The sequence below is a fragment of the Stenotrophomonas sp. genome (assembly GCF_032103445.1).
Lineage (GTDB): Bacteria > Pseudomonadota > Gammaproteobacteria > Xanthomonadales > Xanthomonadaceae > Stenotrophomonas.
The window spans coordinates 64629-85998 of sequence record NZ_DAMDFR010000005.1; the positions used below are offsets into that span (position 1 = coordinate 64629).

At 63.8% G+C, this 21370-nt stretch carries 20 protein-coding genes and 1 pseudogene; 13 read left to right on the forward strand and 8 right to left on the reverse strand.

The window, feature by feature from the left end:
• Positions 1-102: 102 nt before the first annotated feature.
• The 9 genes and pseudogenes from RT551_RS03455 (at position 103) to RT551_RS03495 (ending at position 7551) form a co-directional block, all read left to right on the forward strand.
• Positions 103-1632 (forward strand): aldehyde dehydrogenase family protein, encoded by a 1530-nt coding sequence (locus tag RT551_RS03455; protein WP_313455701.1) that lies wholly within the window; start codon positions 103-105, stop codon positions 1630-1632.
• Entirely contained in the window at positions 1632-2402 is a 771-nt protein-coding gene (locus tag RT551_RS03460) for an SDR family oxidoreductase (RefSeq protein ID WP_313455703.1), read from the forward strand. The genes RT551_RS03455 and RT551_RS03460 overlap by 1 nt, the downstream gene beginning before the upstream one ends.
• Positions 2403-2485: 83 nt before the next feature.
• Positions 2486-2770, forward strand: a complete 285-nt coding sequence (locus RT551_RS03465) for a DUF4190 domain-containing protein (RefSeq protein ID WP_313455705.1) — start codon at positions 2486-2488, stop codon at positions 2768-2770.
• A gap of 7 nt (positions 2771-2777) precedes the next feature.
• Positions 2778-3549: pseudogene (locus tag RT551_RS03470) on the forward strand (class I SAM-dependent methyltransferase).
• A gap of 9 nt (positions 3550-3558) precedes the next feature.
• On the forward strand, positions 3559-4614 hold the full coding sequence (locus RT551_RS03475) for a quinone-dependent dihydroorotate dehydrogenase (protein ID WP_313455707.1): 1056 nt from the start codon (positions 3559-3561) through the stop codon (positions 4612-4614).
• On the forward strand, positions 4611-5669 hold the full coding sequence (gene murB / locus RT551_RS03480) for a UDP-N-acetylmuramate dehydrogenase (protein WP_313455709.1): 1059 nt from the start codon (positions 4611-4613) through the stop codon (positions 5667-5669). Before RT551_RS03475 ends, murB begins: the two co-directional genes overlap by 4 nt.
• Positions 5670-5704: 35 nt before the next feature.
• On the forward strand, positions 5705-6589 hold the full coding sequence (locus tag RT551_RS03485; protein ID WP_282296580.1) for a DMT family transporter: 885 nt from the start codon (positions 5705-5707) through the stop codon (positions 6587-6589).
• Positions 6590-6768: 179 nt separating this feature from the next.
• Positions 6769-7116: a helix-turn-helix domain-containing protein gene (locus RT551_RS03490; RefSeq protein ID WP_313455711.1), complete on the forward strand. Its 348-nt coding sequence runs from the start codon at positions 6769-6771 to the stop codon at positions 7114-7116.
• Between the two features lie 198 nt (positions 7117-7314).
• Positions 7315-7551, forward strand: a complete 237-nt coding sequence (locus RT551_RS03495; RefSeq protein WP_313455713.1) for a hypothetical protein — start codon at positions 7315-7317, stop codon at positions 7549-7551.
• A gap of 643 nt (positions 7552-8194) precedes the next feature.
• Here RT551_RS03495 and RT551_RS03500 read toward each other — a convergent pair.
• Entirely contained in the window at positions 8195-9154 is a 960-nt protein-coding gene (locus RT551_RS03500; protein WP_313455715.1) for an oxidoreductase, read from the reverse strand.
• A gap of 82 nt (positions 9155-9236) precedes the next feature.
• Between RT551_RS03500 and RT551_RS03505 the strand changes: the two genes are divergently transcribed.
• A complete protein-coding gene (locus tag RT551_RS03505; protein WP_313455716.1) occupies positions 9237-10085 on the forward strand; it encodes an AraC family transcriptional regulator in 849 nt (282 codons plus the stop codon).
• Between the two features lie 30 nt (positions 10086-10115).
• Here the strand turns inward: RT551_RS03505 and RT551_RS03510 are convergent, their stop codons facing one another.
• The 7 genes from RT551_RS03510 to RT551_RS03540 form a co-directional block, all read right to left on the reverse strand.
• Positions 10116-10379 (reverse strand): hypothetical protein, encoded by a 264-nt coding sequence (locus RT551_RS03510; RefSeq protein WP_313455717.1) that lies wholly within the window; start codon positions 10377-10379, stop codon positions 10116-10118.
• A gap of 57 nt (positions 10380-10436) precedes the next feature.
• Positions 10437-13100 carry a PPC domain-containing protein gene (locus tag RT551_RS03515; RefSeq protein WP_313455718.1) on the reverse strand — a complete coding sequence of 888 codons (2664 nt, stop codon included), beginning with the start codon at positions 13098-13100 and terminating at the stop codon, positions 10437-10439.
• 170 nt (positions 13101-13270) lie between these two features.
• On the reverse strand, positions 13271-14308 hold the full coding sequence (locus tag RT551_RS03520; protein WP_313455719.1) for an aminoglycoside phosphotransferase family protein: 1038 nt from the start codon (positions 14306-14308) through the stop codon (positions 13271-13273).
• A 274-nt stretch (positions 14309-14582) separates the two neighbouring features.
• The gene (locus tag RT551_RS03525) at positions 14583-16775 is read right to left on the reverse strand and encodes a hypothetical protein (RefSeq protein WP_313455720.1); all 2193 of its coding nucleotides are present in this window, start codon (positions 16773-16775) and stop codon (positions 14583-14585) included.
• Positions 16772-17989 carry a hypothetical protein gene (locus RT551_RS03530; RefSeq protein ID WP_313455721.1) on the reverse strand — a complete coding sequence of 406 codons (1218 nt, stop codon included), beginning with the start codon at positions 17987-17989 and terminating at the stop codon, positions 16772-16774. The genes RT551_RS03525 and RT551_RS03530 overlap by 4 nt, the downstream gene beginning before the upstream one ends.
• A 90-nt stretch (positions 17990-18079) precedes the next feature.
• Complete coding sequence (locus tag RT551_RS03535; RefSeq protein ID WP_313455722.1) at positions 18080-18604, reverse strand: DUF3592 domain-containing protein; 525 nt, start codon at positions 18602-18604, stop codon at positions 18080-18082.
• A gap of 412 nt (positions 18605-19016) precedes the next feature.
• Positions 19017-19262, reverse strand: coding sequence for a transcriptional regulator (locus RT551_RS03540; protein ID WP_313455723.1), 246 nt, complete (start codon positions 19260-19262; stop codon positions 19017-19019).
• Between the two features lie 743 nt (positions 19263-20005).
• Between RT551_RS03540 and RT551_RS03545 the strand changes: the two genes are divergently transcribed.
• The 3 genes from RT551_RS03545 to RT551_RS03555 all read left to right on the forward strand — a co-directional run bounded on the left by RT551_RS03545 (position 20006) and on the right by RT551_RS03555 (position 21262).
• Positions 20006-20275, forward strand: a complete 270-nt coding sequence (locus RT551_RS03545) for a hypothetical protein (protein WP_313455724.1) — start codon at positions 20006-20008, stop codon at positions 20273-20275.
• A 92-nt stretch (positions 20276-20367) separates the two neighbouring features.
• A complete protein-coding gene (locus RT551_RS03550) occupies positions 20368-20562 on the forward strand; it encodes a hypothetical protein (RefSeq protein WP_313455726.1) in 195 nt (64 codons plus the stop codon).
• A 355-nt stretch (positions 20563-20917) separates the two neighbouring features.
• A complete protein-coding gene (locus RT551_RS03555) occupies positions 20918-21262 on the forward strand; it encodes a hypothetical protein (protein WP_313455727.1) in 345 nt (114 codons plus the stop codon).
• Positions 21263-21370: the final 108 nt, after the last annotated feature.

A 21370-nucleotide genomic window follows, 5' to 3' on the forward strand; every position in this document is an offset into this window, starting at 1 on the left:
GGTGCACCGCGAATGTCTATTGGCGCGCTGCGTCATGGAGCTGCAAAGCAGACTGATAGAATGGTGGGTCTGCACCCTTTTCGATACGCAACAGGAGTTTGCATGTCCTCTGCCCTGCTCAAGGCCCTTGGCCTGGATGCAATCAATGCTGGCACCTACCTTGGCAATGGCGAATGGTCCACGGCCAGCGCCGGGGTGATCACGCCGGTGAACCCGACCACGGGTGAAGCCATCGCCCAGGTGCATGCCACCACCGAGGCTGACTACGAAACCGTGGTCGCCCTCGCCCAGGAAGCCTTCAAGGTGTGGCGCACCACCCCGGCTCCGCGCCGTGGCGAAGCCGTGCGCCTGTGTGGCGAAGCGCTGCGCGCCAACAAGGACGCACTGGGCTCGCTGGTCGCGCTGGAAATGGGCAAGAGCAAGCCGGAAGGCGACGGTGAAGTGCAGGAGATGATCGACATCGCCGACTTCGCCGTGGGCCAGAGCCGCATGCTGTATGGCTACACCATGCATTCCGAGCGCCCGGGCCACCGCATGTATGAGCAGTACCAGCCGCTGGGCCTGGTCGGCATCATCAGTGCGTTCAACTTCCCGGTCGCGGTGTGGGCGTGGAACTCGTTCCTGGCCGCCATCTGCGGTGACATCTGCATCTGGAAGCCGTCCAACAAGACCCCGCTGACTGCGATTGCCTCGATGCGCATCTGCAACGAAGCGCTGCGCGATGCCGGCTTCCCCGACATCTTCTTCCTGATCAACGACGCCGGCACGGCGCTGTCGGAAAAGCTGGTGGAAGACCGCCGCATTCCGCTGATCAGCTTCACCGGCTCCACCCAGGTGGGCCGCACGGTGAACGAAAAGGTCGCGCGTCGCCTGGGCCGCTGCCTGCTGGAACTGGGCGGCAACAACGCCATCATCCTGGACGAAACCGCCGACCTGAAGCTGGCCGTGCCGGGCATCGTGTTTGGCGCGGTGGGTACCGCCGGCCAGCGCTGCACCACCACGCGCCGTCTGATCGTGCACGAATCGATCTACGACAACGTGCTGGCCACGTTGAAGAAGGCGTACAAGCAGGTGGAAGGCAAGATCGGCGACCCGACCGATGCCGCCAACCTGATGGGCCCGCTCAACAGCGACAGCGCGGTGCAGCAGTTCCTGGCCTCGATTGAAAAGGCCAAGGCCAGCGGCGGCACGGTGGAAACCGGCGGCACGCGCATTGATCGCCCGGGCAACTTCGTGCTGCCGGCGATTGTCACCGGCCTGAAGAACAGCGACGAAGTGGTGCAGCACGAAACCTTCGCGCCCATTCTGTACGTGATGAAGTACAGCACGCTGGACGAAGCCATCGACATGCAGAACGGCGTGCCGCAGGGCCTGTCGTCGTCGATCTTCACCCAGAACCTGAAGGCGGCCGAGCGCTTCCTGTCGGCGGCGGGTTCGGACTGCGGCATTGCCAACGTCAACATCGGCACCTCGGGTGCGGAAATCGGCGGCGCGTTCGGTGGCGAGAAGGACACCGGCGGTGGTCGTGAGTCGGGTTCGGATGCGTGGAAGGTCTACATGCGCCGCCAGACCAACACCATCAATTATTCGGATTCGCTGCCGCTGGCACAGGGCATCAAGTTCGATCTGTGATGGATACGGGTCCCCGCGAATTGGATTTCACCGGCCGCCGCGTTCTGGTGGCCGGGGGCAGCAAGGGCATTGGCCGGTGCATGGCACTGGCCTTTGCGCGCGCGGGGGCCCGCGTTTCGGTGTGCGCTCGTGGCGAGGCCGGGTTGGCCGCGCTGCGGGGGGATGCCGCGCAGGCCGGTGTGGATATCCACACCGTGTCGGCCGACCTCGGCCGGGCCGAGGACATCCAGCGCTGGCTGGACGCCGCTGCCGAAGCTCTCGGCGGCATTGATGTTCTGGTGAACAACGCCACCGGCTACGGCATGGCCGACGATGAGGCCGGCTGGGAGGCCAGCCTCAACGTGGACCTGATGGCCGCGGTGCGTACCTCACGCCTCGCCTTGCCCTGGCTGCGGCAGGCCACGGATGCCTGCATTCTCAACCTGGGCTCCATTGCCGGGATGCAGCCGCGTCCGGGTGCCGCACCTTACGCCGCTGCCAAGGCGGCACTGATGCACTACACCACCTCGCAGGCGCTGGGCCTGGCACCGGACCGCATCCGGGTCAATGCCATTGCCCCGGGCTCGATCGAGTTTGCCGACGGCCTGTGGGACCGCCGACGCACGGAAGACCCCGCCCTGTACCACGGCACGCTGGCGAAGATTCCGTTCGGCCGCTTCGGCGCACCGGAGGAGATTGCCGATGCCGCCCTGTTCCTGTGCTCGCCACTGGCGCGCTGGGTCACCGGCCAGACGCTGGTGGTGGACGGCGGCCAGGTGCTGATGGGCTGAGACCTGCGTCGGATTTCCGGCGGTTTTGATGGGCTAAACCCCGGTCAGGCTCTATCATGTAGGTCCTGCCATGGAGGACCCGGATGAACCTGCCCGTACGTCAGACCAACACCATGGCCCTGATCAGCCTGATCGCCGGCATTCTGGGCTGGAGCGCCCTGCCCGCGCTGGGCAGCATTGTGGCGATCATTACCGGGCACATGGCGCGCGGGGAAATCCGCCGCAGCGGGGGCACCCAGGAAGGCGACGGCATGGCCCTGGCCGGCCTGATCATGGGCTACCTGATGGTGGGGTTGTGCCTGCTGGGCATTCTGCTGTTCGTGCTGTTCATCGGCGGACTGTTGTGGATGGTCCCCAACTATTCATGAGGTGCGCATGAGCCCTTCCGACGCGACCGAGCGTTTCAGCAACCGCGTGGCGGACTATGTCCGCTACCGCCCGGGCTATCCGCCGGCACTGCTGGACTGGCTGCACCACGACATGGGTGTGCCCACCGAAACCCTCGTGGCCGACATCGGGGCCGGCACCGGCATCTCCACCCGCCTGTTCCTGGCCGCCGGCCACCCGGTGATCGCGGTGGAACCGAATGCGGCCATGCGCAACGCCGCCGACGCCTGGCTCAGCCCGTACCATCTGCGCCTGAAGCTGGTGGACGGCACCGCCGAAGCCACCACCCTGGCCGACGACAGCGTGGGGCTGGTCAGCGCGGCGCAGGCCTTCCACTGGTTCGACATGGAGGCGGTGCGCGCGGAATGGCGGCGCATCCTGCATCCGGGTGGGCAGGCGCTGGTGTTCTGGAATTCACGCCTGCTGGATTCGTCGCCGTTCCTGATCGGCTACGAACAGCTGCTGCTGGAGTTCGGCACCGATTACACCGAAGTGGCCGAACGCTACCAGGACGACGCCACCATGAAAGCCTGGTTCGGCAGCGGTTTCCGTGCCATGGCCAGCTTCCCCCAACGTGCAGCACATGGATGCCGACGGCCTGCGTGGCCGGCTGCTTTCTTCCTCGTACGCACCGCCGCCGGAGCATCCGCGTCATGCGCCGATGCTGGTGGCCCTGCAACAGCTGTTCGACGCACACGCGGTCGACGGTCGCATTGCCTTCGAGTATCAAACCCGTGCCTTCATCGGCACGCTGGACTGACTGGACCCTATGTATTCGCTTGCCCGTCCCCTGCTCTTCTCGCTTGATGCCGAACGCGCCCACGGCCTGACCCTGAGCGCGCTGGACATGGCCTACCGCACCGGCACCACGCCGCTGCTGGCCGCCCGCTCCGCGCCACTGCCTACGAATGTGTTCGGGCTGCGCTTCCCCAACCCGGTTGGCCTGGCCGCCGGGCTGGACAAGAACGGCGACCACATCGACGCACTGTTCGCGCTCGGGTTTGGCTTCGTGGAGATCGGCACGATCACCCCACGCCCGCAGGAAGGCAACCCGAAGCCGCGGCTGTTCCGGCTGCCGGAACAGCAGGCCATCATCAACCGCATGGGCTTCAACAATGCGGGCGTGGACGCGCTGGTGCGCAACGTGGAACGCAGCCGCCGCCGCACCGGGCTGCTGGGCATCAACATCGGCAAGAACAAAGACACGCCGAACGAAAATGCATTCGACGATTACCACCACTGCCTGCAGAAGGTGTATCCGCTGGCCGACTACATCACGGTGAACATCTCGTCGCCGAATACCGCCGGTCTGCGTGAGCTGCAGGAAGAAACCGCGCTGCGCCAGCTGATCTCGCAGCTGCGCGACAGCCAGGAAACGCTGGCCGCGCAGCACGGCCGCCGCGTGCCGATGCTGGTGAAGGTAGCCCCGGACCTGAGCGACCGCGACATCGACGCCGCCGCCCGCGTGCTGGGCGAATTGAACGTGGACGGCGTGATTGCCACCAACACCACGGTGGACCGCAGCCTGATCGCCGGCAGCCCGCTGGCGTCGGAAGCCGGCGGTCTTTCCGGTGCACCGCTGATCAGCCAGAGCACGCTGGTGCTGCGCCGCCTGCGCGCGCGCCTGCCCGAATCGGTGCCGCTGATCGGCGTCGGCGGCATTCTGTCCGGTGCTGATGCGGTGGCGAAGATGGCCGCCGGTGCGGCGCTGGTGCAGTGCTACAGCGGCCTGATCTTCCGTGGCCCGGCGCTGGTGCATGAGTGCGTGGAAGCCATCCGCCGACGACGCGAAGCCCCCAGCCGTGGCGCGGTGGCTCCCCTATGAGTGACGCAATGCCTGCCATGACCGCCTGGACGCTGACCGAGAACGCCTCGCTGAAGGCGCTGAACACCTTCCACGTTGATGCCAGCGCCGAGCGCCTGCTGGAACTGCACGACGTCACCCTGCTGCCGGAAGTACTGGCCCTGCCCGAGGTAGCCGGCAAGCCGCTGCTGGTGCTGGGTGCCGGCAGCAATGTGCTGATTGCCGACGATGTGCCGGGCACCGTGCTGGTGTTCGCCAACCGCGAAATCACTGCGCTGGAGCACCGCGCCGACCACACCGTGGTGCGCGCCGGGGCCGGGGTGAACTGGCACGGGCTGGTGATGTGGTCGCTGCAGAACGGCCTTTCCGGGCTGGAGAATCTGGCCCTCATTCCCGGTACCGCCGGTGCCGCGCCGATCCAGAACATTGGCGCGTACGGCGTGCAGGTGGATGAGTTCATCAATGCGGTGGAAGCGTGGGACCGTGCCGAGCAGGCGTGGGTGCGACTGGAGGCCGATGCGTGCCAGTTCGGCTACCGCGACAGCCTGTTCAAGCACGAGCCGGACCGCTACCTGATCACCGCCATTGAACTGCGCCTGCCGCTGCTGCACGACCTGCGCGTGGGTTATGCCGGCATTGCCGAGGAAATGCAGGCGATGGGTGTGGAACTGCCGGTGGCCGCCGATGTTGCAAACGCGGTGATTGCGATCCGCCGCCGCAAGCTGCCCGACCCGGACGTGCTGGGCAACGCCGGCAGCTTCTTCAAGAACCCGGTGCTGCCGCTGGACCAGGTGAACGTGCTGCTGCAGCAGTACCCGGATGTTCCGGTGTACCCGGCCGCGCAGGACACCCACCGCAAGGTATCGGCGGCGTGGATGATCGAGGCCTGCGGCTGGAAGGGCTACCGTGACGGCGACGCCGGCGTGGCTCCGAGCCATGCGCTGGTGCTGGTGAACCACGGCAACGCCACCGGCGGCCAGCTGCTGGATCTGGCCCGGCGCATTTCCGCTTCGGTGCTGGAAAAGTTCGGCGTGCCCATTGAACCCGAGCCGCGCCTGATCGGCGCACAGTGGTGAGCCCCGCCCCACCAGCCCTGCCCGCCCCCACTCCCATGCGGGCGGCGCTGCTGATGCTGGGCAGCACGATGGCGTTTGGCCTGATGGCCATCGCCATCCGCTATGCCACCGCGCACGTGCCCACCCAGGAAGTGGCGTTCTTCCGCAACGCGTTCGGGCTGGTGGCCTTGCTGCCGATGCTGCTGCGTTCGGGGCCGAAGGTGTTCCGTACCCAGCAGCTGCCGCGTTATCTGCTGCGCAGCCTGATCGGGCTGGCCTCGATGCTGTGTGCGTTCTGGGCGATTGGCCATCTGCCGATTTCGCAGGCGATCTCGCTTTCGTATGCCACGCCGCTGTTCGTGACCATCGCCGCGGTGTTGCTGCTGGGCGAAGTGGTGCGCGTGCGGCGCTGGGCCGCGGTGGTGTGCGGTTTCATCGGCGTGCTGATCATCGTGCGCCCGGGTGCGGATTCGTTTACGCCCGGCGTGCTGGTCGCCGTACTGGCCGCCTTGTTGAGCTCACTGGTGGCGATCCAGATCAAGCAGCTCACCCGCGTGGACGGTGCCGACACGGTGGTGCTGTACACGTATGTGTTCTGGGTGCCGCTGTCGCTGGTGCCGGCGCTGTTCACCTGGGTGTGGCCGACCGGCATCGCCTGGGTATGGCTGGCAGCCACCGGCGTGCTGGGCACCGTGGGCCAGTTGCTGTGGACCCGGGCGCTGCGCCTGGGCGAAGTCTCCGCGCTGACCCCGATCAGCTTCATGCAGTTGCCGCTGGTGACGCTGCTGGGCTGGTTGCTGTTCAACGAAACGATTGACCGCTACACCGTGATCGGGGCCAGCATCATCCTCGGTGCCAACGCCTATATCGCCCACCGCGAGGCGGTGCTGGCCCGCCGCGCGGCCTCCAACGCCGCCACCCAGGCCGCCCATCCGGAATAACGGCGGGAACACACGGTGCTGAAGAACCCCGTAGAGCCACGCCCTGCGTGGCTTCGCGGTGCTTGGTACCCAGGCTCTCTGGACGACATGTGCCAGAACTCGCAACTCTTTGCATGTAAACCGCCAAATCCGACGCCCTAGACTTCCTACGCGAACCATAGCGTCAGGATTGTCGTCCAATGCGCATTACGCAGCTTGAAACAGATGAGGCCATACAAGTGGAGCTTGGCCGACGCGTCTCCAGCCTTCGTCTGTCCCAGAACATGTCACAGGAACAGCTCGCCACCGCTGCCGGGGTATCCAAGCGGACCGTCCAACGTCTTGAACGGGGTTTGCCAGGCCAATTCACCAATTTGATCCGATGCATGCGGGTACTCCAACAGCTTCACGCGCTCGACGCCCTGTTGCCGCCGGATTCGCCCAACCCTATTGACCTGTTGATGCGCCGAGGCCGAGTCAGGCAACGCTCCAGAGTGGCCGTCACTAAGCCAGCAACCGGGCCGTGGGTATGGGGCGATCAGAAGTGAGTAGCTGGACGCCTCCTCGCCAGCAACCACCCCGGCAAACTGTAATGTCGTTCGCGTCACTCTAGGTCTGAGCGGAATTACACGAATTTGATGATCGAAGCCAAACAACGTCTTCAGGATCAAACACTTGAAACACTGCGACAGGATCTGAAGGTGGTGCTGCAATCGTTACGGAACATCCGGGTGTAACATTTCAACATGAGCATCAAGAAGCCAACCTCCAAGAAGGCGACGAAGAAGCCGGTAGCCAAGACCAGCCGAACGACTGTTCGCGCCGCACCGTCTGCAGCAATGGGCGCGAACGTCCTGATGCTGGATGACTTTGAGAGCCAGATTCAGAAGTTCTACAGCATGTCCAAGAAGCACGCGGTGGAGGCGGCAAAGAAGGCGGGCATTCTGACGCCAACGGGACGCCTGAGCGGTGCCTATAGGTGAGTAACGGCCCTTTGGTCGTTGCTTATCATGGGTGCGACATCACAACGCGTGATGCCCTCATTACGGGGAGGCAGCAACCGAAGATCAGTGCAAACCCGTATGACTGGCTGGGTCCTGGCTTTTATTTGTTCGAGGGTGACCCGGAACGCGCATTGGCCTTCGCGCGGACCGCCGCTGAGAATCCGGAATACAGGTTCACCGCGCGCCCGATTGTGACACCAGCGGTAGTAGGCTGCGTCTTCGCGGCGCACTCTTGCCTTGACATGACAACCCGCAGGGGCCGCGCGGAGTACACGGTCGCCCTCAGGCAGCTGGAACTCGCCGCACGCACAACCGGTGCAAAGATGCCCGTCAACAAACCCGCGTTTGAAGGAGATACGGATGTTCTTCTCCGCGGGTTGGACCGCGCTGTCATAAAACGTGATCCACGCCAATCGACCGAAAGAATTCCAAGTTGTACGCGGTGCATTTCGGCAAGGTATAGAGCTCTCACCCAGCTCAGGCTTTCACAGCAACAGCCACATCCAGCTCGCACTACTGGATCTAGATTGCGTTGTTGGCTGGTTCCTTCCCCAAGGTGCCATCTTATTGAGACATGCGGATCTGCGACAGCGCGTCCACCAAGATGCAGTGATCTCACCCGTCACCCGTCCGTCGATACGGTGTAGGTTTCCCACCTATCCAGCTCTTCTCCCAATGCCCGAAGCTTCGCGCGCACCAACTTCAGCGCGTCACTCCCCAACAGCAGGTGCGCGGGAGGCACTGAACTATCGATGACCGCAAGCATCGCGCGCGCGGCCTTGCGCGGATCGCCCAACTGCTTCCCACTGACCTCCTGACGCCGCTGGCGGATCGGATCGAACAACGCGTCATAGTCGGCAATCGCGCGCGGAGACCGCACCATCGAACGCCCCGCCCAGTCGGTGCGGAATGAGCCAGGTGCCACTGCAGTCACGCGGATACCCAGCGCGGCCACTTCCTTGCCCAGCGCCTCGCTGATGCCCTCCAAGGCAAATTTGCTGCCGCAGTAGTACGCAATGCCCGGCATGGTGATGAACCCGCCCATCGAGGTGATGTTGAGGATATGCCCCTCGCGACGCGCACGCATGTGCGGCAGGACTCCCTGCATCATCGCTACCGCGCCGAACACATTGACCTCGAACTGCTGCCGCATTTCTTCCAGTGGGGATTCCTCCAGCACGCCCTCATGACCGTAGCCGGCATTGTTCACCAACACGGAAACGGGACCGATATCCTTTTCAATCGCATCCACCAGCGGTGCAATCGCAGCGGTGTTGGTGACATCCAGCATCCGTGCAAAGGCGCGCCCCGGGCCCAGCGCTTCGAAGTACTGCACAGCTTGCGCGGTACGCACGGTGCCAACGACGCGATGCCCGGCGGCAAGCGCTTCCACTGCCAGTGCACGACCGAAGCCGCTGCTGACGCCGGTAATAAGAATGAGTTTCGAAGGTGACATGTTGGCCTCGGGGGATTCGGGGAGGAGTGCATAATAGAAATGCCAAATCCGCGCCATAAGGCCATACAGCCTCAATCTATTGCCTATTCCTATGATCCGCCCATCCTCGAAAGCGCCCTCCCCCATGACTGGAGACCTGCTGCCCCTGGCTCCGCTGGTGCAGGCGCTGGCTCCGCACGAGGGCTACACCCAGACAGCATTGGACAGCGTGCGCCTGCTGCGCTCAGACCGACCGCTGGCAAGGGCCCCGGTGCTGTACGACCCGGGCATCGTCATCGTCTGCCAAGGCCGCAAGCGCGGGTACTTCGGTCAGCAGACCTATGTGTACGACGCCGATCAGTACCTGGCGGTTTCGGTGCCGGTTCCGTTCACCATGGAAACCGATGCAAGCGCGGACGAGCCTTTGCTGGCCGTTTACCTGCATCTGCAGTTTCCACTGGCGGCCGAATTGATGCTGGAGATTGACCGCCACGGCGGGCCACCGGCGAATGCCGTACCGCAAAGCATGATGTCCAGTCCGATCGATGCGCCGTTGCACCACGCCGTGCAGCGACTCCTGCAGGCGCTGGCGTCCCCGATGGATGCCGCAGTGCTGGGGCCGAGCCTGCTACGCGAACTGTACTACCGCATGCTCACCGGGCCGCAAGGCCATACGTTGCGCGCCGCGCTTGCCCAGCAGGGCCACTTCGGCCGCATCGGCAAGGCGCTGCAGTACCTGCACATGACATATGCGCAGCCTTTGACTGTAGCCAAGCTTGCAGATGAGGCCGGCATGAGTGCACCTTCCTTCTACAGCCATTTCAAAGCTGTAACGTGCGCTTCGCCCATGCAGTACCTGAAGTCCACGCGCCTGCATCAGGCGCGTCTGCTGATGGTGCGCGAAGGAATGACCGCCGCCGCCGCTTGCCACGCTGTTGGCTATGAAAGCACGTCGCAGTTCAACCGGGAGTTCAAGCGGCTGTTCGGGTTGACGCCGGCGCGAGAGGCGCGGCGCATGCGCGAGGCATTTGCTGTGCCTGCGACGCCGGGTGCGGTCGGGTTCGTGTCGTCGCATTGATTGCGGTGCGATGACGCGCATGGCGCGTCACTACCTCACGTTGCCCATCGACAACAGGAAGGCCCCCAGGGCCAGTGCATAAGCAGCAACCAGGACCAAGCCGAGCCGCTGATTGCGATGGTCTTCCAGGACCGCCGCTACACCTGCGCATCCCAAGGAGGCCAACGCCCCTGCAACAAAGAGCTGGGCTGCGGCGAGCATCCGCGCACCGGCACCACTAGTAAGCAGCAACCAGGCCGAGGCCACACCGCACAGCAGCGACAGAGCCAACAGCACCATCCACAGCACCTTCATCAGAACGATCCCTCCGTTGGGATTCCCCGGCCGCGAAAAGCAGCCGGGGAAGTGAAGCTACTGTACCCGCACCGACACGCCTGAGAATGCGGATTCGGCGCTGAGAATGAAGTACACCGCATTGCCAACCAAGGCGGCAAAGCGGATGGTCTCAGAGTTTCCCGGACGCGTCGAATACACGTCATGGGATTCGCGTGAAGCAGGCCTTCCATCGGCTCCATACAGCGACACGTTGCCACTTCCGCCGTAGCTCAGCACGCTCAGGCTTGTCTTGCCGACCGGAAGCGGCACGCGGAACGCGATCACATCGCCGGCAGCTCCACTGAGTCCTGTCACGGTTTCGCCTGGAGCGATGCTCCGAATTGCGGTGCCATTGGAAGCGATTTGAGTGACAACACTGTTGTAGTCGCGTTCGTTGCCTACCCGTGTGGCGGTTACGACGGCCTCCGACGTTTCCAGCAAGCCGGACTCATCCGGAATGGCATAGGTCACTAAAACCTCCGCCCGCTGCCCTGCGCCGATATCGACCGTTGCAGGCTGTACGCCAGTCCCGAAACCACTGTCAGCGACAACGGTCAACTGGAATTGTCCAGCCGGCCCAGCATTCTGCACTTGATACGGGACCACTACGGCATGTCCTGCAGCACCTTCAACCGGGGTCTGCTCCGTTCGACGAACGCTCAGAGTACTTGCTGACCACACTGCAGCATGTACCCGGGCGAATGCCTTACCCTGGCTGTCGACACCGCTCGCACGCACACGAAACGCGTTGTCAGGCACTGGCACATATCCGACGTAACTATCGGGGTCCTCCATCGGCATCTGCTTTGCCATCTGTATGGGGAACAGAACATTGCCTGCCAGATCAATCGCCTCGAATGTCACGTTCGAGGCCGCCCCAAAGACAGACGCCGAAGCTAGCGCGTCTTCCCCAGCCACAGGGAATCCGCCGCGCGGGAACACGCCTCCGTGGATGTCAGCATTGACTTCGACGAAGTCGAACAACGGGAACTGAACAGTGCCCATGCCCCCCGCAGTCAGCGCATAAGGCCCATTGCCGGAGACGGATACCGTCCAGACGCCTGTGGCCGGGGCGGTGATGCGTGCGGTGTAGTTTCCGTTGAAACTCCTGATCACGACACCGCTGCCGGAACTCACCGGGTTTCCCTGCGGGTCGGTCAAGACAACGCTGTGATTTGCAGGCACGTCATTCGGAGGTACGGAAAGCGCAACGGTCAGCTCCTGCATGCCGCTTTCGACTGGAAGACTGTGGCGATCCACGCTACCACTGGCCAACACCCTGCTGACGTTAAGCACCTCGCCTCGCCCGTAGCCCATTGCGGGGATGATGGCGTCAGCAAGCTGCGAAATCTGCGCAGGTTGGACGCGCATCACCTGGCCGCCCGTTTCGCTCGCCAACCGGATGTAACCTGGATCCGTAGGCGAGCAGCTTCCCGTCAACGCAAAGTTGATCTTTAGACCCTTGGATTTGGCCAGCGCCGTAAGTGCGTTGAGCTTGTCACGGTCCTTGGACGTGGCGTCGGTGAAGACCCACACATCGGCACCGAAGGACGCGGCATTTGCCGCCGTCAGGATGCCTGAATTGGTAAGTTCAGGGCAGTCAGTTCCGCCACCGTGTAGCGAAATACCGTTGATGTGGGCAAGGAACTGCTGCGGGTCCACTGTGATGATGGCGGGGTCCACGTCGGGATCCCCATAGCTGACCAGCACATAGTTCTCTGGTGCAAGCTCAGGGTTCTGCGAAGCAGCCTGGACCATCTGCCCGACCAGATTCTTGGCTCCAGCGATGCTGGCCGACATACTGGTCGTATGGTCGATAACTGCCACAAAGGACGAGCGCACATTGAAGAACTGACGCAACGCATCATAGTCATTACCCAACTCATCAACGATGCCTTGGACAAACTCACGCGTTGCCTTCTCCGCCAGGCTGCGTGCCATCCCATGCAGCGGATTCTGCGCAACGCCCTCTGAAGCAGCGTCGTGCGCACTTAGATCCTTGTTGATGCCCATGCAGGTGGGGCGATAGTTGCCGTGAAAACACTTGTTGGCGGGTAGCTGATCCATGTCGCAGCCGAACGTTTCCCGCGTACCGAGTCCGACAAAGTAAGACGTGCTTAGCGCCCCGCCTGCGCCGGCTGCAATGGCATTTGGATTGCCGGGACAAGGGGCTACCGATGCGGGAACACGCGGAATTACCGATACTCCGAGCCGACGGTCAATGTCGGTGTTCCCCAACTCTACCCAGGTTCCGTGGGAGTAATAGTCTTGGATCGTGTGCAGCGCCTTGCCCAAATCTTCACGTATGATGCGGGAACCAGGACGTGCACCACTTGGCAGTGAACCGGTCGTTCGCGCGGTCTGAATGATACGTTTGCGCAGCTCGATGATTCGTTCGCTGGCAGCCGATACATCTTCATTGGTGAAGTGACGCTCCGGGCTGAACAGTGCGGCGGAGCCATCGATGATGTCGTCGACTTTACGGTTCTCATTGGCAATGTGTTGCAGTGCGAGATCGTCCCACTGGAACACCATACCTGCGCCGGCATGACCTTGAATCTGCGCCAGTTCTGATTTGGTGATTTCGGCATGCACACTGACTGAGAATGCATGTGCGCTGTTGGCTGCCTGCAGAAGACTCAAACTGAGGGCCACACCGAGAGCGGCCACTCTGGGCCGCGCGATACTTGTTCGCTTCATTGCGTTCTTCCTGTAAGTAGGCGGCTTCCCTTTCTTCCAATGCATTGGCCGCGTCAATGCGACAGCAGTATTGCATCGCCGCAACGCTGCAATCTGGTCCAATGACGGTTCTGGGGATCAAGTCACAACTTCACGGTGAAGATCACGTGAAATCGGCGAGTCGTTGTTTTCTACCCGACTTCCCCTCTCACCACATCCCAGCTCCGCGCGGCCGCATCCACCACATTGTTGGGCGCGAACTGGTCCTGCATGTAGCGCAGTGCCTGCAAGCGCTGGCTGGGCGGACGTGCCGCCGCACCCGGTTCCAGCAGCAGGTCGTGGAACTCCTGGATGTCGTGCAGGATGCGCCAGTGACGGTAGCAGGCCAGCCGGACGGGGTCGAGCGTGACAGGGCCGTAGCCTTCCGAGAAGCCCGGCGGGTCGTCGCGGCCCCAGCGGCCGCCGACGCCGGCACCGATGAACATCAGGTCGCACTCGCGCGGGGCGCGCAGCATGCCGTCCCAGTCGATCAGGCACAGCCCCCCATCAGGCCGCAGCAGCACGTTACCGGCGTGTACGTCACCGTGGCAGAGCACTTTGCTGGTCGGTTGCCCGGCCAGCCGCGCGCGCAGCTTGACGCAGCGCTGCCAGACATCGGCAATCAACGGGCGGTACAGACGCCAGCTTTGGCGGAACCGCTCCGCCAGCGGGTCGGAGATTGTCCAGTGGGTGTCACCGCTGAGCAGCCACGCCCCCACGCGCTCCACCGCCGGCTCCTCTTCCAGCTGCGGCTGGGCCAATGGAGCCAGCAGTGCGGCGGGCACGTCGGCCTCGTGCACGCTGCGCAGCACCTGCCCGAGCCGGTGCCACTGCTCCCGTGAGAGCGCAGCTTCAAAGCCGGATTGGCCTTCGATGTAGGGGAACAGGGTCCATTGCAGGCCGTCGGCGAGTACGGCGGGTGCACCGTTGCGGGTGATATGCGGGGCGGCGACTTCGGCCAGCTGCAACTCGCTACGCAGGTACTGCAGCACGTTCCAGACGGCATCGCCCACTGCATAGCGGCGGCACTTCAACCACCAACGTGCGCCGTCCTGGGCGACGATCTGGTACACGGTGGCACCGGCGTCGGCACCTGCCGGACGCTGCACGACCTGTTCGGCATGCACGTCGTACGCCTGGGTCAGGACGGCGGTGATCTGCGCGACGGATAACTCCTGGGGGTGCCGCATGTGTTTCCAATTGAGACGTGCTTGCAGCGACTATCTCAGAATCACTCGATGGCAGGTAGGCAATCCGTCACGAACTGCCGGATGGTGCGGGCCTTCGGCCGTCGCGGACATCTAACTTGGCTTGGGGCCTTGGCCGTCCCGGACGTCTAGATGGTGGCGTAGAGCCACGCCCTGCGTGGCTTCGCGGTGCTGGACGCGCCCCAGCCACGCAGGGCGTGGCTCTACGGGGGATCATTGCACCGAAGCGACGCAGAGCGTGATCATTTCAACGCATTCAAGCCGTTGCCCACGCCTGCAACTCACGCTGCAACAGCGCCTCCACTTCCTCCCGCTGGAACTGCGTCGCAAACAACGGCACCGCAAACACGTAATGCACGCCCTCGTTCTCACGCCGGATCACGTAGGCCAACTGCAAGCGCGCCAGCGCATGACGCAGCTGTTCCGGATCCACCTTCACCCCGGCGGCGTCAAAGCCGGCCAGCAGCTGCAGCAAGGTAACCCCCTGCGCCCCACCCGGCCCCAGCTGCGCACTCGCAATGCGGTACACCACGATGCGGTCAATCCGGCACGCCACCGGGTCCGGACTCAACCGGGCCCAGCCGGCCAGTGCGTCGAACACCGGTTCGGCACTGAGCGCGGCATGCAGCTGCGCCGGCTCGATCACCCGCTGGCCGCGCGCAAGCTGGCCGAGCAGGTACTGGCACACAATCGCGACCAGGTTGGCACGGCGACCACAGGCGGCCACCAGCCGCTGCGGCAGGTCCGGGTTGGCGAAGTGCACACCCAGCCGGCCCATCGGTTCGGTGGCCAGTGCCTGGCAGGCCGCTTCCTCCAGCCCGCCAATGTGGATCACCTCACCGAAGTTGCGCAGCGGCGAGGCGAAGTCCAAGGTCACCGCTTCATACAGGTCCCAGAATCCGGCCAGCATGAAATGGCAGCGACCTTCCTCGCTGAGCGCGCGCAATGCAGCCAGCTGCGGGTAACCGTTGCCCGCCTCGGCACGCAGGAACAGATCGGTTTCGTCGATCAGCAGCAGCACGCTGCGGCCCTGCGCGCGCTCGGACAGGGCCGCGACCAGCGTGTCGATGCCGGTGTCTTCAGCCAGCCCAAGCTCCAGTGCCAAGCGCGGCGTCAGTCGATGGTCGCGCAATGCCACGTACTGGCAGTGTACGCGCGGGTGCCCGTCGAAGCGGCGCTCAATCGCCTTCATCAAGCTGGTCTTGCCCAGCTGCCGCCCGCCGACCAGCAGATAGTTGCCAGGCTCACGGTTGAGCACGCGCGCCAACAGCGATTCGCGACCGAAGAAGGCGTTGGGCCGAGTGATGCCACCGTGGGTCTGGTACGGGGAAATGCGGGTGACCTTCAGCTGCTGCGCCAGCAGACTCACGAGTGTGTCCTGCGCGCGCGGCTGCAGCAGCCAGCGCGTCTGGGTCACCTGGTCGAGGCAGACACACAGGTTGGCCGGATCATCGGCGTGCTGCATCAGCGCCGCTTCGGTCGCGGTGGAGAGGCTGACCACCAGCACCACGTCCTGCCCGTTGGGCAGGTTGCGCAGCTGCTGCACGATGGCCTCGCCGCTCAATGCAGCGTCGGGCAAGTACAGCCACAGCTTCTCCAGCGCGATCGGCAGCGTGGGCGGCAGCGTCCATTCGCGCACGGTGCCGTTCAATGGCCAATCGCGCGCGGCGGCGTCCACTGCACCAATCCGTGCCGCCAGCTGTATCGCGCGCGTGCTGGGCGTGGCCTGCACGAAACGCAGTGCATCGCGCCAGCGGGTGCTGGCGATGCCGGCCTGCTGCAGAACGCGGTCACGCAGGCGCAGCCAGCCGAGCTGGCGGTCGAAGGTGGGCAGGCGCTGCAGTGGATGGTCCAGCAGCGTGCGTGGCTCACGCGCGACGTCGGCGACTTCCGGGCGCAGCTTCCACCACACCACCAGCAGGCCCATCAACGCCAGTACGCTGAGCACCAGTATCAAGGTCAGCCACTGGCCCGCCGTCCACGGCTTGTTGCTGCGGCAGTCCATCGCCAGCCAGCGCGACGGTGGCGAGGGGTCGCCGGGCTGGCAGGTCCAGCGCTCGGTGCGCGGATCCAGCGTGTGCTCCAGCACCGTGCCGCGCAAACCACTGTTCTCCGGGAAGCGGTTGGTGAAACGCAGGCGCAGCACGAACGGAGCTGGCAGCTCGGCCGACAGTGTGGCTTCGGCCGGGTCGTGTACGCCCGGCACGTGGACCTCGTGTGGCCACTGCCCGTCCATCAGCCAACGGCCGTGCGCTTCTTCGCGCAGCAAGGTGGTATCGATGCGCGCGGACTGCATCAGCATCATGCTTTCGCCGTCGTGCTTGACCTTCCACAGCACCCACGGGTTGATCCACGGGGCGATAAACAACGTGCCGAAAAAGCCGATGAACGACACCACCAGCGCCAGCTTCACCCAGCGCCAGGTGCTCCATCCTTCAAGCGCGATCATGCCGGTTGGGCCTCCAGCCCTTCGTTGACCTGCTGCACGGCCAAGCGGATCGCTTCGCAGCGCCACTCCAGCCAAGCGCCGTCTGCATGGCTGCGTGCAGCGAGCAGGTTTTCCCAGTAGAACTGGCGCAGCAGCGGGTCCATCAGATACGGGCGGGCGGGTGCAATGCGTTCGCGCGACAGCCAGTTGCTCACCGCCGCGCGGGCGGCAGGCTCGCGCAGGATCGGCAGCAGCGCCTCCCACAGGCGCGGGTGTGTCGACAGGGTTTGATTGAGGGCGGCATCGTCCAGCGCCTCACCGCCCGGCCCCGCCAGCAGATTCAATGCCGCCTGCGCGAGCAGCGGGTGCCCACCGGACACATGCAGGGCACGCTGCAGAACGTGCAAGGGCAAGCCGGTGGCGTGCCGTTGCAGGTCATCCACGCTGAGTTCGGGCCACCCTTCGGTGGCGGCGATATTGAGCAGCGACAGATCGCCGCCCTGGTACTTCAGATCGGCCAGCGCCGCACCGCCACAGATCAGCAGGTGCAGCTTGCCGCTGTGCATTTCGCTCAGGCTGCGCAGAATGCCGGCCAGCACATCGCGCGGACCGGCCGCGCCCTGTTCAAATCGGCTGACCAGACAGAACAGCGGACCCGGCTGCTGCAGCCGGCGCGCCAGTGCAACTTCAAAGCCGGCATCAGAGCTCACCCCGTCCAGCCCGCACTGCGCGGCCAGCAATGCGAAGTAGTCCTCGTCGCCCTCGCCTGCCCGGAATGGCGGCTGCAGGTGCAGCACGCGGTCGGGCCCGTAGCGACGCGCCGCCTCGGCCAGCATTGCGGCGCGCTCGGGCGGCTGACCCCAGTGTGCCTGGGTGAGCAGCAGCGCCACCGGGTACGGGCGCAATTGCTGCAGGCGATCGAACAAGGCGGTGACCGCAGTTGGCACCGTCAGCGGTGGCGGCGACTGCGCCAGTTCGTCCGCCCCTTCCGCCGGGAACTCCGGCTCGAATCCCGCCGACTGCAGCAGTGCATTCGATTCTGCTTCGGTCAGGCGCAGGTAATTGGCGCAGGCCAACACCCGGTCGCGGTGGCGGCGGCTGGGGCGCGAGGTACCCGCGCGCCAGTTGTTGACCGCCTCGCGGCTGATGCCGATTTCGCTGGCGACGCCGCCTGCACTGGCCCGGATCCGCCGCATGTGGCGGGACAACAGGTCCGAAAACTCCGGAACGGGCATGCAGACAGACCAGAAGGGTGAAGGTGTGCCCACCCTACCGTGGCCGGAAACCGTGTCAACCATCATCGCGCGGGCCTCGTGCTGCCTGGATCAGGCGGCCGGCAGGGCCGGCTCCCGGGGCACGATCAGCTTGCGGGTGAGCAGCAGGTGGACGACGAAGGCCAGGATGGCCAGCATGCCCAGCGCCACGCACAGGCGGCCCAGTACCGCCCCCAGCCCCTGCATGCCCTGCAGGCGGTCGGCACGTTCGAAATTGGCCGGGTTGCTGCGGGCGTAGGCGATCTGCACCTGGGCATCTTCTTCCAGATACTGACCCGCGCTGTCTTCAGCGGTCATGAACTCGCCCTTGTACGGCACGCCGTTGGCTTCGAAGGTGTAGCTGAAGTGGTACTTCAACGTAGTGCGGCCCTTGCGGCGGCTTTCCTCGATGTTGCCCAGCTTCACCGGGGCCTGCACCATCACCGCGTCCTTGAGGATGGCCTGGGCCTGGTTGTGGCCGCTGATCGCCGAGGTGACAAAGACGGCGGCGGCGATGAGGTAACCGACGATGCAGAGCCAGCGCGAGACGCGGACGAAACGGGTGTGGGAGGCGGCTGAAACGGGAATGCTGATCATGTGGTTCCCCTGGTGGATTCAAGGCCGGCAGCGATGTGCTGCGGCGGTGGGGAAAGTGTGGGGATTGGGGGGGCGGGCTTGAATCCGTAGCCTGTCAACTTGGCGGGATGGGCGGTTGACGATGCGTCAAGTTGGGGTGGGCGGGCCGCGTCGGCCCAATGTCATGCGCGGGATTCACTGTGCCCGGGATGCCCTGAAGTCTTCTGCGGCCTGATCTCCCGGGATGACTCGGATCGCTCGGATCGCTCGGATCGCTCGGATCGCTCGGATCACTCTGATCGCTATGATCGCTATGATCGCTCGCACGATCGTGACATGTGGGACCGGTAGGGTCGGTCGAAAGACGACCGCCGTGAACGCAGCACCAACCGGTAACGCATGACAAAAAACGAAACCGCACTTCAACGAAACATCACTCGATAACAGGCAACACCTGAAGCAACCTCGCCCCAGGCAATGCCGCATCCAACTCCTCCAATGCACTACGCACGGCCAATGACGCCGTGGCTGCCTCCCGACAGAACGCCAGCGCCAACCGCCCCGGCCGCCCGGTTCCTATAAGCGCATCGTCAAGACCGGCCTTGCCAAGCTCTTCAACCAACAGAGCAGGATCCTCACCTTCGGCGACCAGATAGATGAGGGTGAACTGGTGTTCCATGATCTTGCTCCCATCAGAAATAGATTGAACTGGACTGCGTGGATTCTGGTCCATGCCGCAAGAGTGAACATGTGATCGCGGTATCAAATTGCATCCTATGCAACTGGTTGCGGATCGCCTTTTCGCCACTGATCATTCGTCACCGGGCGCTGTGAGCGTCACTGCGGTCGTCTATCGACCGACCCTACCGCGAACCTCGCTCATCTCGTGCATCTCGCGCAGCTCTCGCATCTCCCGCGTCACACGCATCTCTCGCATGTCTTGCATATAGCGGACACCACGCGCGCCTGGAGCTCCGCTGAGGTCGCGCAATGCGGCTGCATCGGTCACTGTGACGTTTTCGGACACTGAGAGAAGAACAAGCACTGCAACAAATTGCAAAACGCTGAAATCTCCGTACGTCCATTTTCGACCTCACAGTGTCGCTTCCTCAGCATTTCGCCCATTTATGGAACCGCAATCACAAAAATTCCGCGCCGTTTGCGACGTTCGCTTAGCATTGTCAACGCAACGTAGGAATTGTCTGAAAACAGGGGGCTTTTCTTTCGCCGCGAATCTGCGCATTGTTCGCCGCGAGTGTCGAAGCTCAAAGGTGGAAATACTGTTGTACGTCCCAGGTCGGGAGGGTGGCTAATACAACACCCTCAAACGGGGGAAATACGCCCACCACTGCCACCGTGGCTTCGAACCTCCCGACCCCCTCGCCTTCCCGGCGAGGGGATTTTCCCGATGGAGGCTTTTCCATGCCGAAGCTCTGGGCCGCTGTGCCCAACCTGCAGCACTTCCCTTCTCCGCATTGCCCGCATTGCGATGAGAGCGCGTCACTTTCAGTAGAGCACGACACGCCCCCGCCGTTACTCAGAAGCAGCGTCGCACGACTGACCGTCGAGGCGTCAGCGACGTCCGTGTTGATCACGGTGGACGGCGCGCTCGAGCGGTTGACCACGATCTCGGCCCGAGGATTGCAGACCGAAATCTGCTTCGCGGACGGCGAGACCGACATCTCGCGCTGATGGGCGAGGCGTGTCGATACGCCCCGCCCGAGAATCACCTGACCCTATGTAATCCCGGGTGCACGCATTGCGCCCGGGCGAGGATTGGAACGATGACCCAACTGGATCTGCTGGAAGAATTTCAGGACGCCGTACTGGCCGAAGGACACACTGTGGCCTACGTGTGGCGCGACCTGATGGAGATGTACGTGGAACTGCACCTGGACCCCATCTCTGCCGAAGCCATCCGCGAGTTCGGATTGACGCGATGCGCCGCCGCCTGGTCCCTCTGCCCCAACCACCCGTAGCGACGCGCCATGCGCGTCGAAACCCCGGGTCGTTCGATGACCCGAGCATACCGACCAACCGGTAGGGTCGCTCGACAGACGCCCGCCATGGACAACGCCGCGTGCGGTGGGGCATGACCCTAAAACGACACCGCAAAGCCGGCCATAGGCCGGCCTCAGAACCGCTTGAGCCGGCCAACGGCCGGCGCTACCGCAGCGCTCAATCCCACGCGTTACCGGGCGTTGAGCTATTCACGGCAGTCGTCTCGCGACCGACTCTACCGCCCCATCGTTCCGGACTGGAACCGGGTTCCTCGCGGCTGAAACCAAAACCGGCTAACGTTCGACTCAGGCGCACGCGAGAAGGATCCTGACGATGCACGGCTACCCGCCTCCCCCAGTACCAAAGAAGCTGAAGGAGATGCTGGCGGATTACCCATATCTGATTGAGAGGCTTCAGCAAGTACTGAACAGCTCCGCCGAAAGGTCTCGCCGAATCCCGCTTATGCCTTTTGACGACGCCATATCGGCGCTCGACGGACGGCTCAGCACCTTCCTCTACGAAGCGCGCGACGAACTGACTTTGGCAGAGGCCGGTGAAGACAAAGGGATGATTGATGCTGCCAAGCGGAAGAAATCAGCCGTATCCATGGCTGGGGTCAATCAACTCTGGATCACCGATGAACAATTCCGTGCATATTTCCTTACCGGTTTCACATAACCTATGCTTGATCTCGCACGTTTCCCCCCTCCCAGACTAGCGGCAAAATGGCGTCAGTCTGGGCACGCTGCCAGCCAAGCCCCGCTGCCAGCGAACTAGGCCTCTCAA

Bases quoted from the DNA above. Each gene is read 5' to 3' on its own strand.
- RT551_RS03455 (WP_313455701.1), top strand. From the start codon at position 103: ATGTCCTCTGCCCTGCTCAAGGCCCTTGGCCTGGATGCAATCAATGCT.
- RT551_RS03460 (WP_313455703.1), top strand. From the start codon at position 1,632: ATGGATACGGGTCCCCGCGAATTGGATTTCACCGGCCGCCGCGTTCTG.
- RT551_RS03465 (WP_313455705.1), top strand. From the start codon at position 2,486: ATGAACCTGCCCGTACGTCAGACCAACACCATGGCCCTGATCAGCCTG.
- RT551_RS03475 (WP_313455707.1), top strand. From the start codon at position 3,559: ATGTATTCGCTTGCCCGTCCCCTGCTCTTCTCGCTTGATGCCGAACGC.
- murB (WP_313455709.1), top strand. From the start codon at position 4,611: ATGAGTGACGCAATGCCTGCCATGACCGCCTGGACGCTGACCGAGAAC.
- RT551_RS03485 (WP_282296580.1), top strand. From the start codon at position 5,705: ATGCGGGCGGCGCTGCTGATGCTGGGCAGCACGATGGCGTTTGGCCTG.
- RT551_RS03490 (WP_313455711.1), top strand. From the start codon at position 6,769: ATGCGCATTACGCAGCTTGAAACAGATGAGGCCATACAAGTGGAGCTT.
- RT551_RS03495 (WP_313455713.1), top strand. From the start codon at position 7,315: ATGAGCATCAAGAAGCCAACCTCCAAGAAGGCGACGAAGAAGCCGGTA.
- RT551_RS03500 (WP_313455715.1), bottom strand. From the start codon at position 9,154: ATGGGGGAGGGCGCTTTCGAGGATGGGCGGATCATAGGAATAGGCAAT.
- RT551_RS03510 (WP_313455717.1), bottom strand. From the start codon at position 10,379: ATGAAGGTGCTGTGGATGGTGCTGTTGGCTCTGTCGCTGCTGTGCGGT.
- RT551_RS03515 (WP_313455718.1), bottom strand. From the start codon at position 13,100: ATGAAGCGAACAAGTATCGCGCGGCCCAGAGTGGCCGCTCTCGGTGTG.
- RT551_RS03520 (WP_313455719.1), bottom strand. From the start codon at position 14,308: ATGCGGCACCCCCAGGAGTTATCCGTCGCGCAGATCACCGCCGTCCTG.
- RT551_RS03525 (WP_313455720.1), bottom strand. From the start codon at position 16,775: ATGATCGCGCTTGAAGGATGGAGCACCTGGCGCTGGGTGAAGCTGGCG.
- RT551_RS03530 (WP_313455721.1), bottom strand. From the start codon at position 17,989: ATGCCCGTTCCGGAGTTTTCGGACCTGTTGTCCCGCCACATGCGGCGG.
- RT551_RS03535 (WP_313455722.1), bottom strand. From the start codon at position 18,604: ATGATCAGCATTCCCGTTTCAGCCGCCTCCCACACCCGTTTCGTCCGC.
- RT551_RS03540 (WP_313455723.1), bottom strand. From the start codon at position 19,262: ATGGAACACCAGTTCACCCTCATCTATCTGGTCGCCGAAGGTGAGGAT.
- RT551_RS03545 (WP_313455724.1), top strand. From the start codon at position 20,006: ATGCCGAAGCTCTGGGCCGCTGTGCCCAACCTGCAGCACTTCCCTTCT.
- RT551_RS03550 (WP_313455726.1), top strand. From the start codon at position 20,368: ATGACCCAACTGGATCTGCTGGAAGAATTTCAGGACGCCGTACTGGCC.
- RT551_RS03555 (WP_313455727.1), top strand. From the start codon at position 20,918: ATGCACGGCTACCCGCCTCCCCCAGTACCAAAGAAGCTGAAGGAGATG.